This is a genomic window from Acrocarpospora catenulata, assembly GCF_018476525.1.
GTDB classification, from domain to species: Bacteria; Actinomycetota; Actinomycetes; order Streptosporangiales; family Streptosporangiaceae; genus Acrocarpospora; species Acrocarpospora catenulata.
The window spans coordinates 37,158-52,622 of sequence record NZ_JAHCST010000037.1 but is presented as its reverse complement, the minus strand read 5'-3'; the positions used below and the strand labels follow the sequence as shown (position 1 = coordinate 52,622).

The window sequence follows — 15,465 nt, the reverse complement described above, 5'->3', positions numbered from 1 at the left end:
TGGGCCGCATGGCCTCCCCGTCCGGCACTCGCCCCAGCGCAGCACGCCAACGCGACGCCGACCGGACCCGCTCCGAGATCCTGGAGGTCGCCCAGCGCGTTTTCGCCCGCGACGGCTACGCGGGAGCCCGGGTGGACGAGATCGCCGACCTGACCCGCACCACCAAGCGGATGATCTACTACTACTTCGGCAGCAAGGAACAGCTCTACATCGCGGTCCTGGAGAAGGTCTACACCGAGGTCCGCACCGCCGAACGGACCGTGGACGTGGCCCACCTCGCCCCGACCTCCGCCATCCGCACCCTCGCGGAGCTGACCTTCGACCACCACGACGCGCACCGCGAGTTCATCAAACTCGTCGCCATCGAGAACATCCACCGGGGCGAGCACATCCGCAAATCCGAGGTCCTGGCCAACCTCGGCACGCCGGTCCTGGACATCATCACCCGCATCCTGGAGGCGGGCCTCGTCAGCGGCGAGTTCACCACCGAGGCCGACCCCATCGACGTGCACATGATGATCAGCGCCTTCTGCTTCTTCCGGGTCGCCAACCAGCACACCTTCGGCGCCCTGTTCGGCCGGGAGATGACCGCTCCCGAACATCGCGCCAGGCAACGCCGCATGGTCGGCGAAATGGTGGTCGCCTACCTGCGCGGACGCTAGTCTCCGGTCGTCCCCACATGTTATCGGGACCAATAATGATGACGCGGCAGATTCCTTGACGAATACCGAGTCGAATCAGGCGACACAGTTTTCGGTAGCGACGTGCTGCGCAGCGCCCTCGATATCCTCGCCGTAGAAAGCCTTCCTGCTGTGGATGGTGTTTCTGGGGGAAATCCGAATTGCATGCCATATCGGCGTGTGAATGGAAGAAGAGTGGAGAGTGTGCATGTCATGGCGGAAGCGTCACGTATGAAACGTTCAATGGTCACGGCTCTGGTCGCGACGACCGCCCTGGCCGGATATTATGTGGGTTCGGCTGTTCCGGCGTACGCCGCCACCAATATCCAGATCGTTTACTCGACTGACAACGGGAGAACCTGGAGCAGTTCCCTGCCGGTTCCGAATCCGTCGAGCTGGCTGACGCGCATCTGGTACAACAACAGCGACTCCGCCGCCTACCGGGACGCCTCAGTTCTCGCGCACATCCGTTCGACGCTCGTTGCCGGCACCACGAAGGTCTGCCTTTCTCCGAGAACGTCCGATCCCGCCAAACCCGACAACAGTGAACTCGCCTGCAACACCGACGGCGGCCAGACCGGACCCATCAACGAAGACGCGGTCTGGGGCGGAGGGCTTCCGGAGACGGGGCTGGGCACCATCGACGGCCAGAGATGGAACCTCCGGATCAGCCCGACCGCCGGATTGTTCGCCGAACCCAGCGACCTGACCAAGGGGGTCCTGGAGCGTGGGAAAAAGCGCTATCTCCACCTCCAGGGATGCACCTATGGGAACGCGGGTCCGGACAACTTCATGTCCTTTGTGGCGAACGTGCCCAACACTCCCTTCCGGACAGGGACGGGAGTTTCCAACGATCCGAAGCCGCTCAGCTGCGGCCCGGGGGACGCCGCCTACCGCTACAAGCCGGGCAGCGGCGCCACTCAGGCGATCAGTCTGCTCGGCCGGCGCTACTTCAACCTCCAGCAATGCGTCTACAACTCCGGCGCCGAACTGGCCACTGTCGCCGCACAGCAGCCACAAACCAATTCCAGCAACGTGAAAGCCAGCCCGACGGGTGCGTGCCCCGGCACCGGATGGGTGGCCGGCAACAGCCGTACGCAGGCGTTGGACCTGCTGACCCTGCGCTATGTCAATCTGCAGCAGTGCGTCTACGCGAAGCCCGGGGACTTCTACACCAACCTGGTCCAGAACTCGGGCGACGGGCAGACCAGGTCGCCGGCCACGGACACCGGTGACACGCCAAAGCCGGCGAACGCCGCCTGCGCGCCCGGATATCCCACTTCTTACCGATGGGTCTCCGCGAACTCCGCCACACAGGCGATCGACACCGAAGACACCACACGAGGTGCCGGATTCATCGAATTCGAAGCGCAGCCTAACGGCGGCTCCAGCCCGTACAACCATTCCCGGCCGGTGAGCGCGTGGCTTCTGATCGGCGGTGCCATCGTGGCGAAGGACAGCGGGGGCTGGCGCGTCTGACGCCGCCCGCCGAGGCAGGTTCGGGCCGCGCAACGACCCGAACCTGCCTGTGCACCTGTCTAGGCGTTCGCGTCGAGGAAGCCGGAGATGAGCGGGGCGATCTCCGGGAGGTGGGTTTCCAGGGCGAAGTGGCCGGTGTCGAGCAGATGGAGTTCGGCGTCGGGCACGTCGCGCAGGTACGCCCGCGCGCCGGGCTCGGGGAAGAACGGATCGCCGGTGCCCCAGACGATGAGGGTGGGCGGCGTGTGCCGGCGGAGCCAGCCCTGCCAGCTGTCGTAGAGCTGGACGTTGGAGTGGTAGTCGAACATGAGCGCCAGCTGGGCTTCCTTCCGACCGGGCAGGTCCAGGAAGTGCTGGTCGAGGGTCCAGCTGTCGGGGGTGAGCAGTTCGGGGTCGGCGACGCCGGTCTCGTACTGGGAGCGGGTGCCTGGCAGCGTGAGAAGGTTGCGCACGATCTCCTCGGAGCCGGGGGTCTCGGGGCGCAGCGCGATGAGGCCGCGGGCGCTGTCCGACAAGCCCTCGGAGTAGGCGTTGCCGTTCTGGACGACCAGGCCCGCGATCCACTCGGGGTGGCGTTCGGCGAGGCGGAACCCGACCGGGGCGCCGAAGTCGAAGACGTACATGACGAACCTGCTCAGGCCCAGCTTCTGGACGAAGTCCTCCATGACGTCGGCGAGATGGTCGAAGGAGTAGACGAAGTCGTCGGGTGCCTCGGTGTGACCGAAGCCGGGATAGTCGGGGGCGACCAGGCGGTAGCGGCTGCCGAGAGCGTCTATGAGACGCCGGAACTGATGTGACGCGGAGGGGAAGCCGTGCAGGAGCAGCAGTACGGGCGCGTCCTCCCGGTCGGGGACCGACTCCCGGTAGAAGACGCGGACGCCATTGACGTCGAGGTGACGGTGGACAGTACGAGGAATCGGCATCCCTAATTCCTTTCTTGACTGAAGACACATTAGCCTAGGCAGACATGGACTAACGCGTCAATACGCCTAGGTAGCATTAGATATATGAGCGAGATCGTGTTCCCGACGGGGGAGCGCCTGGCGCTGGATCTGGTCAACACCCGTCCGTCCATCGGCGACCTGCTGGTCACGCCCGACGACCTGCGCGCATGGCTCGGTCGGCAGGCCGAACGGTTCCCGGAGGCGCGCGAGCTCGCCGACGTCGCGTTCACCACCGCCGATCTGGCCGCGGTCCACACCGTTCGCGAGCACACCGCCGGCGCCGTCGAGCAGGCGCGCCACGCCGCTCCTCCCGCGGCGGCCGACCTAGCGGCCCTGAACCAGGCCCAGCGCGACGCGCCCGCCATCAGCGAGCTGACCTGGAACGGCGAGGTGGTCACGGTGACCCGCCGCCGCACCGGTACCCCCGGTGCACGGCTGGCGGCATGGCTGGCCGAGGCCGCCGCCGACTTGCTGGCCGATCCTGCCGTCGTCGACATCCGCCAGTGCGAGGCCCAGGACTGCGTACTGCTCTTCCTGCCCGCCCATCCACGCCGCCGCTGGTGCTCGGCCGCCCGCTGCGGCAATCGCACCCGCGTCGCACGCCACTACCAGCGGCACAAGCCCGCCACGTGACCTCAGCCTTTCAGCAGGGCGTGGGCCAGCTGGTCGGCCGCCCACTCCTCCCAGCGGCTCGTGTCCCACCCGCACTCCCGCTGCAGCACCAGGAACAGGTCCGGTGACAGCAGTCCAACGGTGACGTCGGTCGCCCGCTCCCGGTCGAGCTCCGGGCATAGCGCGCCCAGCCCCTCCAGGATGCCGACGAAGGTGTCGTGCGCGGTTCGCCGCTGCTCGGCGTTCGCCCGCCACTGCTCCGCCATCTCCGGGTCCCCCCACGCCGCGTCGCGGACCACCGCCAGAATCGCCGCCACCCGGTCGAAGATGACGCCGCTCGCGTGCACCCACCGCACGATCGCCTCCCGGGGGTCGGCCGACGCGCGCAGCTGGGTGAACCACGGCCGTTCCAGCAGCGGGACGGGTTCATCGTCGCCCGCCGAGGCCACGTCGACCACGTGTTTGAGCAGCTGGCTCTTGCTGCCGTAGTGGAAGTAGACGGTCTGTACCGACACCCCGGCAGCGTCGGCCACCTCCTGGAAGGTGGTGCCCGCATAACCCCGCACGGCGAACAGCTCGTGCGCCGCCCCCACGATGCGCCGCCTGGTGGGCGCGGAGCGCCGGTTCCGGGTGTTGACGTCAGTCACAAACTTAAAGTATCACTTTAGAGTATCACTACAAATATGGGGGAGAGAGGGCTTTGACCGTTCTCCATGGGTTCCACCACATCAAGCTGCCCGTGTCCGATGTGCGCAAGAGTGCGGACTGGTACGAACGGGTGCTGGGCCTCGACGTGGCGATCGAGTTCGTCGAGCAGGGCGAGTTGCGCGGCGTGGCCATGCGGGACGCCGGGCAGAGCCTCATGATCGCGTTGCGCGAGGAGCCCGGGCGGGCGACCGCGCTCGGGGGATTCGATCCCCTGGCGCTCGGTGTGCCCACTCTGGCCGCGCTGCGCGCGTGGGCCGCCCGCCTGGACGACCTCGGCGTGCCACACTCGGGCATCGCTGAAGGCAGCATCGGCTGGCTGGTCGGAGGCGTGACCGATCCCGACGGCATCGAGATCCGCCTCTACACCTTGCAGCAGCGGACGGAAACCCCCTAAGAAGTCGGGCCACCTCCCATGATCGGGAGGTGGCCTTTCGATTTCGTCCGGCGGCACGGACCGCTTCCGGTGACTATCTGGCGATGTAGAGGGTCTGCCAGGTGCCGTCGGTGATGCAGCGGGGGGCCTTGACGGTCAGGGGGCCGGCGCAGACCTGCATCTCCACCTGGCGGACGTTCTCTTTCGTCAGGCGGATCAGTCTGGGGGTCAGGAAGGTGCAGGTAGCGACGTGCTCGTAGCTCGTATAGGTCGGGCTGTGGGTGAAGCGGAACATAGCCCAGCCGCAGGTGTTGGCCAAGGTCACTGCCGGGGAGGTCAGGTCGCGGACCTCGCCGTCGATCTTCACCATCCTGGCGTACGGGATCTGCAGCGGATGGATGGCGGCGGGGAAGACAGTGATCGTTCCGGTGGCCTGGGCATATCGGCCGGGTGCGTAGTACGGGCCCCAGGGGCGGGGTTGGGGGGCCGACAGGGTCGTGGTGGCCGCCCGTACGGGGAGTGGGGACAGGGCGGGCACGGCGACGCTCAAAGCCAGACCGATGGCGAGTGCGGCGGATACGCGGCGGCTGCGGGCATACGAGAGCAGGGGAGTCCGCACGGAAACGTTGTCCTTCCGGTGGAGGGGGCGGGCGCGCGACAAGGAACCAAAAGCCCACGTCGGCTGATCATGCCGAGGCGCGCGGGCGACCGATGAAGTTAGAGTAGCACTCTAAAGTGTGACTCTAATAATCGAAGTACGCCCCAGCGGTCGAGGAGTTCGCGGCGGCACGGTCGCCCCCACCGTTGCCACGAGACGGTGGCCGAGGCTATGTGCTGATGGGTTGCCGGCTTCTCGGTCTGATGATCAGGGCGGCGAGCGCCAAGGAGAGCGCGCTGTTCACGAACAGCATGGGGCTGTCCAGCCCGCTCGGGATCACCTGGGCGACGAGGCTCTGGAGAATCAGGTTGAAGACGAACCCGAGGAGGGCGACAGCCCAGGCTGGGCGGACTCTCACCAGCCACAGAAGCGGCCATGCCGCGGCGCTGCCGCCGCCGATGGCGATCAGCGCCAGCGGAGCCAGGCATTCCAGTCCACCGGTAGGGCAGATCAAGTGCATGAGCCCCGTCTTGTCCGCGACGAACGCGGCGACGAACGCCATGAGGGGGAGAGAGGATCCCACCAGACCGGCGGCGAGGACCCTTGGCAGCGAGGTTCGGGAAAACCGGGGCGAATGATCGCTCATGACCCCAATTGGACGCTATCCGAGCGAGGGTTTCATGAGTACCCATACTCAGCCCCGGCGATCGACAAGGGTCGGAGGCCGAGGACGTCGAGGTCGAGCCCGCGTAGGGGTGACCCCGGCGCAACTTCCTCATTGGCCGGGGCCGAGATCAGGGTGGCGCGAATACGATGCCGAAGGCGCAGAACTATCGCCATCCATGCGTTTCAAGCGGCACGCGAGTACTCGTTGGGGGCTTCGCCCGTCCAGAGCGGGAGCAGCGGGTCCGCCTGCGGCCAGAGTCGGCTCCGGTTCTCCAGTACGCGTTGCATCCGGTCCGCCAGGAAGCCGGCGGCTGCTGCGGATCTGTCCCGGGTGCTCAGCAACTGGACCAACTCGGTCAGCGTCCGCTGCATGTCGCCGTACCCCCGCGAGCGCAGCCGCTGGAAGTTGGTGGGGGAGAAGTCGAGCAGGCCGTTGAGAGGGCCCAACGGACCGCCCTCGACCAACTCGTCATCGGGGCGGATCTGCAGCAGGGTGAGTCCCTCCCGCTCCACCGGCGCCACCGGCTCGCCAGGTGACAGGTGCACCACGAGGACGATGTCGCAGCCGTCCTGCTCGGCCAGCGCCCGGATGGGCGTGTTGGTCTTGCCGAGCATGCCGTCTCGGTAGTAGCGCCCGCCCACCGACCGCGGCGGGAAGAGAAACGGCAGTGCCGCGCTGGCGAGCGCGGCCCGAGTGATCTCCTCTTTTGATCTCCCGTTCAATGTGATGATCTCACTCTTGATCCCCAGTGTGCCGCGTACCCAGTTGTATGCCTCCTGGGCCAGCTTCAAGTGACCGACGGCGGCCGGAGGCAGTACCAGATGGGCCAGTTTCGGCAGGGGTGGCGGCACGGGGAAGGCGGCCACCCGCATTGGGACGCCCGTCGCCATGATCTGCTCGTCCACCGCTTGCTCGATCAGCCGCTCCAGCTCGCTCCGGGTACCCAGCAGCCGGACGAGCCGCGACTGAAGCTGCGCGCCACCGTCGGGATTGTGTCCGAACTGGTTGGTCAATGTCGTCCACAGCGCCACCAGCCTGGTCATCCCCTCCGCCAGGGTGGGCGCGCTGGCGAGCACGACACCGTTCAGCGCGCCGATACTGGTGCCCGCCACCGCGTGCAGCTTGATCCCATGATGGACCAGGCACTCCACCGCGCCCACCTGGTACGCCCCCTTGGCCGCACCTCCGGCCAGCACCAGGCCGAAGCGGTAGCCGAGCTCCGCCGTACCGTCCGCCGGTAACGCGGGGAGCTCCAACCGGGGCGCCGGCTCTGGGATCGGGCGGCTGCTTAGCTCGCCCAGCCGGGCCCGCAGCTGTCCCCAGTTCTCACCCATCGCGATTCTCCTTCGTCGTCATCGGTGCGCGCCTACGCAGGTCCGCGCGTGCTCGCCTGGCCGCGTCGGCCTGCTCTTCGATGACCTTGCGTACGAACTCCTCCTGCGTGAGGGAGTCGGGCAGGTAGCCGCAGCCGGCGCGAGTCTCGTCCACCGCCCGCTGCGCCATCTCCTTCGGGCTCGTTCGCGGGTCACGGGCGCTGAGCTCCAGGCCGCGAGCGAGTGCGTAGCTCACCGGGCGGTGCGGCGGGCGCAGATCGCCCGGCAGGCCGATGCCCATCACCTCGGCCACGATCTGCCCGTCCTCGCTGCCGTCCAGCAGCTCGATGGTGCGTTCCACGAGACGGCGCACGCTGCGCTTGCCATCCCATTCCAGGTCAGTTCGCGCCTGGCGGGTGCGGGCGTCACCAAGGACGTGGTCGGCCAGGCGCTCCCGCCAGTCCTGTCGGCCGGTGACGAACTCGTACAGCCCGGTATGCCCTGCGGCGATCTCCCTGGCCAGCAGCGGAACCTGGATCGTCCAGGGCAGGCCGGCGTAGGTGCCCTGGTGTCGCCAGCGGCTGACCGCCAGATCCATGTCCTCCCACGCGTCCTGGCGCAGTCCTGCCTCCATGACCCTGCGGTCCAGCACCAGCAGGCCCTTCTTCTGGGCGTCGATGAGGAGTCCGTGCATGGCCAGCAGCTCGCTGTGTGTCTCCAGTACCACCGCATGCGAGTTGAGCCGCTGGTCCAGTACGGCGATCTTCCGGTCCACCTCCGCGAACCGGCGGTCTGCCTGGTCGATGAAACTGGCGACCAGGCCGGCCAGCTCCCGAATCTCCCCCCGCGACTGGTACGCGGTGCTCTCGGCGTAGGCGACCCGGTTCTGCAGCTCCTCGATGTTGGTCGCCACCAACCCCAGGTAGAGGTCGGTGAAACGCGCATGCTTGCTGAGGTCCTGGGCCCAGGAGAACAGGTGTCCCTGCACCCGGGCCACCGACTCGTCGGTCTCCAGGCCGCGGCGCCGGTCCGCACCGCTGATCTGGTCGACAAGACCTTTGAAGCCGGTACGCCTACGACGGGTGGCCGTCATGTTCTCGGCGGTCCGCAGATCGTTGACGAGCTCGGTCAACGCGCGGTCGGCCGCCAGCGGGATGCGCCGTACCAGCCGGCGTAGATCGATCATCTCCATCTCAGACACCTCCGCCGATGGTGAAGACGTGCGGCATGGCCAAGCGCTTGTCGGCGACCACGTACGCGGGGGTCACGACGAAGTCCACCAGCTGGCCCTCATGGCAGTGCGCCCACAGCTCGTGCTCGGCGGAGTTGGCCGGCGTGCCGTGCGGGACGTCGAAGACGAACAGGTACGGGTGTCCGGTCTGCTCGATGGCGTCACGGAGGATCTGCGCCTCCTTGACGACCCGGGTCACCAGGGCGGACCTCGAGGCGTTCAACCGAACCTGACCACCAGCGGTGATCAGATCCACGAGGTCGTCCACCAGGTTCCGGCCGCCTGCCGCGAAGATGGCGCACATCTCCCTGACCAGCTCGGCCTCCCGACGCAGCGGCGGTGGTGGCGTGGTGCCCGCCTTCCGGTGCGCGTCGGCTTCGTACGCCTGCCGCGCTTCGGTGAGCTCGGGGAAGCGTTCGCCGAAGAGCGCCTTGATCCGGTCAGCCAGCTTGTACTGGACCAGAAAGTCCTGCTTGGTCAGGTCCTTTCTGCTTTCCAGGACCTGTGCGCGGAGCAGGTCGATGACCGACATCATCTCGCCGAGTCGTTCCTCCAGCACGGCGATCCGATCCCGCAACTCGGTCATCTGGTCTGTCTGATCGGCGATCCGGCGCTCCAGGGTGCCGACATACCCGCGCAACGGGTCGACCTCCTGACGGGTGGCCGTGATGATGCCGGACAACTCCCGGCGCAGGGCCGAGATCTGGTTGTCCAGCCACACCCGGGATTCGCGATGCCCGCGATTCTCCGCAGCGGAGAGTCGCTCGTTGTGGGCGGCGAGTGTCGCCGCCTGGTCCTCGCCGCCCTGATGGTTCGTCGGCAGGGCACTTCCCGCCCGTGGGTCCTCGTTGCTGTTCCGAGGCCAATTCATGATTAGCGACCTCCCTAACGCATGTGCTCGAATTCGGCGGTGGCCTCGGACTTCTGGTTGGTCACCGGGTTGAGGGCCTCGGCCTGGATGGCGGTGCGCCCGAAGTACAACAACAGGAGCAGGTTGCGCTTGCTGATCGGACTGCCGACCGAGTCGCGGATGTCGACGGTGAGTTCGCCGATCTGCTCGCAGCCTTCCTCGTCCACATAGCGCGGATATGTTTTGCGCGTGCGCATCAGCCGTACCCGGATCACCTCTTGCGCGGTCTTGGTCGGCACGAGCCCAAAGGAGAAGGGTTCGTCTACCGCGACGCTCTGGCCGCGCCGGACCGCGATCTCGAACCGGCCGCGGCACAACTCCTCGCCCTCGCTGCTGACGAGCTTCCGCTCCGGTGGATCGATGCCCTCCTCCCACGGCATCGCGAGCGCGAACCCGTAGGTGTAACGAGACCGCCGGGAGAGGAGCACCTCCGGCCGGTACGCGTAGTGCACGGCCCCTTCGAGGATGGCCAGCGCTGGATTCTGCGGTACCAGGATGCGGTGTCTGTCCGAAAACTCCCGATGGAGGCGAGCCCGGAGCCAGCCCGCTCGCGCGAACCCGCCGACCAGGACGAGGGTCTCCGGCAACTGACCGTTGCCGAGGCGGCCGATCTCGGTCAACTGCTCCCGGATCTTCTGCACGATCCCGTCCACGACGTGGTCGAAAAGCGCCTCGACCTCCGCGGCCGAGATCGTGATCCGTCCGGGCTTGCCGCCGCTCTCGCGGGTGAGCCGCTCCTTGACCGGCTGATCCAGCATCTCCCACACCGTCGTGGACAGGCGGATCCCCACGCTGTCCACGATGTGCGCGACACCATTCCTCTCCTCGGTCTCGGCGGTGACCTTGCGCTGTTCCCACTCGGCGTCCAGCGCGAGCAACTCCTCGGCGTAGTCCGCGCTCAGTCGCTCAAGCACCGCGGGACCGAGACGATCGGCCAGCACCTTCGTACGGAAGGCGTGGTTGATGTACTCAGAGCCGAGCCGCCCCCCGGTGGCCACGCCGATCTCACGCAGCGAGATCTGCTCGCTGCCGAAGGCGGAGGTCTCGTACGCCGTGATGTCGACGGTGCCGCCCCCGCAGTCGATCACCATGAAGCGGGCGCCGTCCACGTTGAGCCCGAGCCGCTCGGTGTGACCCGAGCCGTCGGCGAGTTCGGCCATGCGGAGGTAGCAGTAGAGCGCGGCGGCTTCGGGCTCGATGGACAGCAGCAGCCGATCGTCGCCATCGGGCAGTCCGGCGGCGACGGCGGCCCGCCTCATGAGGTGTTTATCCTCCTCGTCCCAGATGGCGGGGACGGTGAGGCACCAGCGGATGTCCTTTTCCAGGTATCCCGCCTGAGTGATCTCGGCTATCGCCGCGGAACGGACTTCGCTCAGGTAGGCCACGATGAGCCGGTACACCCGGTCACGGTCGCCGACGTCTACAAACCCGCCTGAGCTTGGCATATCCATGTTTGTGCCGGTCGACTGCAGTGCCATCTTGAACGCGTACGCGTATCCGAGGCCGGCCGTCGTGCCCGAGTCACAGGCTTCGGCCCACATCTTGCGGGCGCGGTGGCCCCAGGCCACCGTTGAGCCGTCATCCCGCAGCAGAATGGCGGTCAGGTTCTTCGGGTAGTCGACCCGCGCGTTCGAATAATTCGTGAAGTAATAAACATCGCGGGTCGCTATGTCGTCGTTGAGCGGCGAGATCGTCGTCCAGGCGAACCCGGTGCCGTGTGTTCCGAAGTCGATTACCGCGACCACCTTATGGTCGTTTGCGCTCATTTACCGACTCCTGTCCGCTTCCAACTGGGCTCGATACAAGCTTGAGGCACAGACTGGACGTGCGGTAAGGACGCATGGTGTGCGCAAGGCATGCGCAATCTTGCCGCCACCGGATCTGTGCCGCACATTTGCGCATCACGGATAACGCCGATGCGGCACGGCGGGAGCGCCGGAAGTCATGGCAAATCACTCGTAAAGGTCCTACGATAACCGCGTGGTTGAAGAGGCTGTAGTTCGACTGGCGGGAGCGAGGTTGTCAGCCGCTGTGCCAGGGAATGCGGTTTCAACCGGTGGCCCTGAGGGCTCCTGACGATGAGTTCCCCCGCGTCATTCGGCACACGCCTGCGCGAGCTCCGGAAACGGAAAGGAATGACCCAGGGGGATCTGGCGAAAGAGATCCCCTGCAGTGCCAGTCACCTGAGCCGAGTGGAGAAGGGCGAGCGGCCCCCCAACGACGCCTTCGCTCTCGCGTGCGACCGGGTACTGGGCGCCGGGGGCGAACTCGCGGCGCTGCTCGGAGACGTCGACGTCGCCATGCGGGCCCCCGAACCGCGATCCGACCCCGCGCCGCCTCCCGACCGGCGGCCTTCCGCCGGACCCGCCGAAGGGGAGACGGAACCAGGCCGGCCACGTGACCACTACGGTGTGGGGGCGGGAGACGGTCATGTCGAGGACCTCTACCGGGTGATGCTCAGCCTGTACCAGCAGCTGTGCAGCGACGGGCAGCAGCGGCCCGCCTCCGACGTGCTTTCCGAAGTTCTCCGACACACCAGGGCGATCGTGCCGCTGGTCAAGAAGATCCCCGGTGGTGTCCGGCTGCTCCCGTTGGCCGCACGCAGCGCCGAACTGGCCGGGTGGCTGGCGCAGGACGCCGGGGACTGGCATGAGGCCATCCGGCAGACCAACTCGGCGGCCGAGCTGGGCAGGGACGGCGGGGACCTGGACATTGTGGCGTACACGGTGGTCCGTCGCGCGGAGATGCACATGTACGCGGGCAGGGCCGTCAAGGCGCTGAGCCTCAGTCGCCTCGCCGAGTCCCAGACGGGCGCGCGTGCCTCGACCCGCGCGGCGGCCCGCCGCTGCGCCGCCCAGGCATACGCCATGCTGGGCGACCGTCCCCAGTGCGAGGAGGAGTTGGCCGAGGCGGCGAAGCTGCGACGTACGGGAGAAACTCGGGCCGAGGATCGGGGCCGGGCCGAAGTCCACCAGATCGACGACCTGATCCGCGGGTGGTGTTACTACCGGCTGGGGCTGTTCGGCGCAGCCGCGGAGATCCTGCGTGAGGCGGTGGCCGCGCTTCCGGAACGTTCCCTCCGGTCCCGAGGGCTGTTCGGGGCACGCCAGGCCAGGGCGTACGCGGAGGCCAAGGATCTGGAACGCGCCTGCGAGACGGGCGCCCGTGCGCTGGCGTGCGCTCAGGAGACACGGTCGGTGGCCGCGCTGCGTCAGCTCCAGCACCTGTGCGCGTTACTTGGGCGTCATTCGTCGTATGCGCCCGCGGAATCGCTCCGTACGGCGATTGTGCACGAGCTGACCGGAGGCGACAGCACGGGAGAACCCCGCCCCTGACCCGAACGTGATCGCAGGTCATGGGGTTCCTGCCGAAACTCCGTCCGTGCGGGTGATGGGCGTGAACGACAGTGCGGACCCGCCGCCTGGCAGCGAGTCCGAATAAATCTTGAAAATCTTCCGGGCGTGTGTCGAAACCGCCTCGTCTCGTTCGCAGCGTATCCAGAGGGCCGGATGGGCCGGTCCCGTCGATACGAGGGTGACGATCATGACCCAGCAGCTTGCCCACACCCGCTCGATCTCCGCCCAGCGACTGTTGCTCGGCTGCGGTGTCGTCGCCGGTCCGTTCTATGTGACCGTCGCCCTGGCCCAGGCGTTCACCCGGGAGGGCTTCGACCTGGCCCGTCACCCGTGGAGCTTTCTGGCCAACGGCGAGCTCGGCTGGATCCAGAGCGCCAACTTCGTGGTCACCGCGCTGGCCACCATCGCCGCCGCCGTCGGTTTGCGCCAAGCCTTGGCGCCCGGACGGGGAGCCCGATGGGCGCCGGTTCTGGTCGGTACGTTCGGCGCCAGCATGATCGGTGCGGCGATCTTCCCCGCCGATCCCGCGATGGGCTTTCCCGTGGGAACACCGGAAGGCCCGGGTACGGTCACCCTGTCAGGGACCCTGCACATGGCCGTCGGCGGCGTAGGGTTCCTGTGTATGGCGGCGGCCTGCTACGTCATCGCCTCCCGGCAGGCCCGTGAGCGCCGAAACGGCTGGGCCCTGTACTCGCGCGTCACCGGCACCCTGTTCCTCGGCTCGTTCGTCGGCATCGCGAGTGGCGGCGGCAGCGCCTGGACCAACCTGATGTTCGTCGCCGGCATCGTGGCGGTCTGGAGCTGGCTGACGCTGGTGTCGCTGAATCTCTCCCGCCACACCGTCTGATCTCCCATTCCAAGTCATAGAGAAAGGCAGTTTCACGATGCGCTACTTGGTCACGCTCAAAGTCGCCGCCCAGCCGGACGGGCCGCCGCCGGCCGACCTCATGGAGGCCATCTTCAAGCTCGGTCAGGAGGCCACCGAGGCCGGGGCGCTGCTCGACAACAGCGGCCTGGCCCCCAGCTCCGAGGGGGCGCGGGTCGAGGTGAGCGGGGGTCGGCTGACCGTCAGCGACGGGCCGTTCGCCGAGGCCAAGGAGGTGATCAGCTACGCGCTGTACGAGGTGAGGAGCAAGGAGGAGGCCGTGGAATGGACCGCCCGCTTCGTCAAGCTGCACCGTGACCTGTGGCCGGGATGGGAGGGCCAAGCGGACGTGCTGCGGCTGTTCGGGCCCGAGGACTTCGCCCCACCGGCCTGACCCACAGCTCCACCGGCCTGACCCACAGCTCCACCGGCCGCGGACCACGTCCGCGGCCGGATGCTGTATCCAGGACGCATGACGGTAGCTGATTCGCATCGGGCCGTGGAGGCGGTGTGGCAGATCGAGTCCGCCCGGGTCATCGCCGCCCTGGCCCGCATGGTGAACGACATCGGGCTGGCCGAGGAGCTGGCGCAGGACGCGCTGGTGGCCGCGCTCGAAGAGTGGCCGCGTAAGGGAGTACCCGACAATCCGGGCGCCTGGCTGACGCTCACCGCCAAGCATCGGGCCATCGACCAGTTCCGCCGTCGCGACACCTACCAGCGCAAGCTGCAGGAGCTCGGCCGGGACATGGAACTCCGCCAGGAGTCGGCGGAAGCCGAGCTGGACGACGCCCTCGACGACCACATCGGCGACGACCTGCTGCGCCTGATCTTCACCGCCTGCCATCCCGCGCTGCCCGTCGAGGGCCGGCTCGCGCTCACCCTCCGTCTGCTCGGCGGCCTGTCCACCGCCGAGATCGCCCGCGCCTTCCTCGTACCCGAGCCCACCGTCGGGCAGCGCATCTCGCGCGCCAAACGCACCCTCGCCGACAAGAGGATCCCGATCGAGCTGCCGCCGCCCGCCGAACTGCCGGCGCGGCTGGCCTCCCTCCTGGAGGTCATCTACCTGATCTTCAACGAGGGGTACGCGGCGACCGCCGGTGAGGACTGGATCCGCCCGTCGCTGTGCCAGGAGGCCATGCGCCTCGGCCGCGTCCTGGTCGGGCTGATGCCCGCGGAACCCGAGGTCCACGGACTGCTCGCGCTCATGGAGATCCAGGCCTCGCGCATTCCGGCCAGGACCGCCCGCGACGGCACCCCCATCCTCCTGCTCGACCAGGATCGCAGCCGCTGGGACCGGCTCCTGGTCCGCCGCGGCCTGGACGCGCTGCGCCGCGCCGAGGAGCTGGGCACGCTCGGGCCGTACGGGCTGCAGGCGGCCATCGCCGCGTGCCATGCTCGCACGCTGACCCCGCAGGCCACCGACTGGGAACGCATCGCCGCCCTGTACCGGCTGCTGGCGCACCTGACGCCCTCGCCGGTCGTCGAGCTGAACCGGGCGGTCGCGGTCGGCATGGCGTACGGGCCCGCGCGCGGGCTGGAGATCGTCGACAGCCTCCGGGACGAGCCCGCGTTGCGGGGGTACGCGCATCTGCCCGCGGTCCGCGGGGACCTCCTGGCCAAGCTCGGGCGGGCCGAGGAGGCGGCCGCCGAGTTCCGGCGCGCGGCCGAGCTGACCCGGAACGTCCGTGAACGCGACCTCTTCCTGGAGCGGGCCGCCGCCCTGTGAGGA

The 15,465-nt window shown here is 67.9% G+C and carries 16 protein-coding genes; 8 read left to right on the top strand and 8 right to left on the bottom strand.

What is annotated here, in order from left to right; translation table 11 throughout:
- Nucleotides 1–8: 8 nt before the first annotated feature.
- A complete protein-coding gene (locus KIP79_RS29825) occupies nt 9–662 on the top strand; it encodes a TetR/AcrR family transcriptional regulator (protein WP_214108273.1) in 654 nt (217 codons plus the stop codon).
- Between the two features lie 261 nt (nt 663–923).
- Nucleotides 924–2,159 carry a hypothetical protein gene (locus KIP79_RS29820; RefSeq protein WP_214108272.1) on the top strand — a complete coding sequence of 412 codons (1,236 nt, stop codon included), beginning with the start codon at nt 924–926 and terminating at the stop codon, nt 2,157–2,159.
- A gap of 59 nt (nt 2,160–2,218) precedes the next feature.
- On the opposite strand, the gene KIP79_RS29815 is transcribed toward KIP79_RS29820, so the two are convergent.
- Nucleotides 2,219–3,082 carry an alpha/beta fold hydrolase gene (locus KIP79_RS29815; RefSeq protein WP_250214057.1) on the bottom strand — a complete coding sequence of 288 codons (864 nt, stop codon included), beginning with the start codon at nt 3,080–3,082 and terminating at the stop codon, nt 2,219–2,221.
- Between the two features lie 84 nt (nt 3,083–3,166).
- On the opposite strand from KIP79_RS29815, the gene KIP79_RS29810 reads away from it, so the two are divergent.
- A complete protein-coding gene (locus KIP79_RS29810) occupies nt 3,167–3,736 on the top strand; it encodes a CGNR zinc finger domain-containing protein (protein WP_214108270.1) in 570 nt (189 codons plus the stop codon).
- 2 nt (nt 3,737–3,738) lie between these two features.
- On the opposite strand, the gene KIP79_RS29805 is transcribed toward KIP79_RS29810, so the two are convergent.
- Nucleotides 3,739–4,362, bottom strand: coding sequence for a TetR/AcrR family transcriptional regulator (locus KIP79_RS29805; RefSeq protein WP_214108269.1), 624 nt, complete (start codon nt 4,360–4,362; stop codon nt 3,739–3,741).
- A 53-nt stretch (nt 4,363–4,415) separates the two neighbouring features.
- Between KIP79_RS29805 and KIP79_RS29800 the strand changes: the two genes are divergently transcribed.
- Nucleotides 4,416–4,817 (top strand): VOC family protein, encoded by a 402-nt coding sequence (locus tag KIP79_RS29800; protein ID WP_214108268.1) that lies wholly within the window; start codon nt 4,416–4,418, stop codon nt 4,815–4,817.
- Nucleotides 4,818–4,890: 73 nt separating this feature from the next.
- On the opposite strand, the gene KIP79_RS29795 is transcribed toward KIP79_RS29800, so the two are convergent.
- From KIP79_RS29795 to KIP79_RS29770, 6 genes are all read right to left on the bottom strand, one after another.
- The gene (locus tag KIP79_RS29795) at nt 4,891–5,415 is read right to left on the bottom strand and encodes a hypothetical protein (RefSeq protein ID WP_214108267.1); all 525 of its coding nucleotides are present in this window, start codon (nt 5,413–5,415) and stop codon (nt 4,891–4,893) included.
- A 208-nt stretch (nt 5,416–5,623) separates the two neighbouring features.
- Nucleotides 5,624–6,040 carry a hypothetical protein gene (locus tag KIP79_RS29790; protein WP_214108266.1) on the bottom strand — a complete coding sequence of 139 codons (417 nt, stop codon included), beginning with the start codon at nt 6,038–6,040 and terminating at the stop codon, nt 5,624–5,626.
- 203 nt (nt 6,041–6,243) lie between these two features.
- Nucleotides 6,244–7,395 (bottom strand): patatin-like phospholipase family protein, encoded by a 1,152-nt coding sequence (locus KIP79_RS29785; protein ID WP_214108265.1) that lies wholly within the window; start codon nt 7,393–7,395, stop codon nt 6,244–6,246.
- Nucleotides 7,388–8,566 carry a hypothetical protein gene (locus tag KIP79_RS29780; protein WP_214108264.1) on the bottom strand — a complete coding sequence of 393 codons (1,179 nt, stop codon included), beginning with the start codon at nt 8,564–8,566 and terminating at the stop codon, nt 7,388–7,390. Before KIP79_RS29780 ends, KIP79_RS29785 begins: the two co-directional genes overlap by 8 nt.
- Nucleotide 8,567: 1 nt before the next feature.
- A complete protein-coding gene (locus KIP79_RS29775; RefSeq protein WP_214108263.1) occupies nt 8,568–9,476 on the bottom strand; it encodes a coiled-coil domain-containing protein in 909 nt (302 codons plus the stop codon).
- A gap of 14 nt (nt 9,477–9,490) precedes the next feature.
- Nucleotides 9,491–11,281 (bottom strand): Hsp70 family protein, encoded by a 1,791-nt coding sequence (locus KIP79_RS29770; protein ID WP_214108262.1) that lies wholly within the window; start codon nt 11,279–11,281, stop codon nt 9,491–9,493.
- A 312-nt stretch (nt 11,282–11,593) separates the two neighbouring features.
- On the opposite strand from KIP79_RS29770, the gene KIP79_RS29765 reads away from it, so the two are divergent.
- The 4 genes from KIP79_RS29765 (at nt 11,594) to KIP79_RS29750 (ending at nt 15,462) form a co-directional block, all read left to right on the top strand.
- Nucleotides 11,594–12,850, top strand: a complete 1,257-nt coding sequence (locus KIP79_RS29765) for a helix-turn-helix domain-containing protein (protein WP_256447524.1) — start codon at nt 11,594–11,596, stop codon at nt 12,848–12,850.
- Between the two features lie 208 nt (nt 12,851–13,058).
- The gene (locus KIP79_RS29760; RefSeq protein WP_214108260.1) at nt 13,059–13,718 is read left to right on the top strand and encodes a DUF998 domain-containing protein; all 660 of its coding nucleotides are present in this window, start codon (nt 13,059–13,061) and stop codon (nt 13,716–13,718) included.
- Nucleotides 13,719–13,755: 37 nt separating this feature from the next.
- Nucleotides 13,756–14,130: a YciI family protein gene (locus KIP79_RS29755; RefSeq protein ID WP_214108259.1), complete on the top strand. Its 375-nt coding sequence runs from the start codon at nt 13,756–13,758 to the stop codon at nt 14,128–14,130.
- 78 nt (nt 14,131–14,208) lie between these two features.
- Entirely contained in the window at nt 14,209–15,462 is a 1,254-nt protein-coding gene (locus KIP79_RS29750; RefSeq protein WP_214108258.1) for an RNA polymerase sigma factor, read from the top strand.
- Nucleotides 15,463–15,465: the final 3 nt, after the last annotated feature.

Bases quoted from the DNA above. Each gene is read 5' to 3' on its own strand.
- KIP79_RS29750 (WP_214108258.1), top strand. From the start codon at position 14,209: ATGACGGTAGCTGATTCGCATCGGGCCGTGGAGGCGGTGTGGCAGATC.
- KIP79_RS29780 (WP_214108264.1), bottom strand. From the start codon at position 8,566: ATGGAGATGATCGATCTACGCCGGCTGGTACGGCGCATCCCGCTGGCG.
- KIP79_RS29825 (WP_214108273.1), top strand. From the start codon at position 9: ATGGCCTCCCCGTCCGGCACTCGCCCCAGCGCAGCACGCCAACGCGAC.
- KIP79_RS29755 (WP_214108259.1), top strand. From the start codon at position 13,756: ATGCGCTACTTGGTCACGCTCAAAGTCGCCGCCCAGCCGGACGGGCCG.
- KIP79_RS29790 (WP_214108266.1), bottom strand. From the start codon at position 6,040: ATGAGCGATCATTCGCCCCGGTTTTCCCGAACCTCGCTGCCAAGGGTC.
- KIP79_RS29810 (WP_214108270.1), top strand. From the start codon at position 3,167: ATGAGCGAGATCGTGTTCCCGACGGGGGAGCGCCTGGCGCTGGATCTG.
- KIP79_RS29820 (WP_214108272.1), top strand. From the start codon at position 924: ATGGTCACGGCTCTGGTCGCGACGACCGCCCTGGCCGGATATTATGTG.
- KIP79_RS29785 (WP_214108265.1), bottom strand. From the start codon at position 7,395: ATGGGTGAGAACTGGGGACAGCTGCGGGCCCGGCTGGGCGAGCTAAGC.
- KIP79_RS29815 (WP_250214057.1), bottom strand. From the start codon at position 3,082: ATGCCGATTCCTCGTACTGTCCACCGTCACCTCGACGTCAATGGCGTC.
- KIP79_RS29760 (WP_214108260.1), top strand. From the start codon at position 13,059: ATGACCCAGCAGCTTGCCCACACCCGCTCGATCTCCGCCCAGCGACTG.
- KIP79_RS29765 (WP_256447524.1), top strand. From the start codon at position 11,594: ATGAGTTCCCCCGCGTCATTCGGCACACGCCTGCGCGAGCTCCGGAAA.
- KIP79_RS29770 (WP_214108262.1), bottom strand. From the start codon at position 11,281: ATGAGCGCAAACGACCATAAGGTGGTCGCGGTAATCGACTTCGGAACA.
- KIP79_RS29775 (WP_214108263.1), bottom strand. From the start codon at position 9,476: ATGAATTGGCCTCGGAACAGCAACGAGGACCCACGGGCGGGAAGTGCC.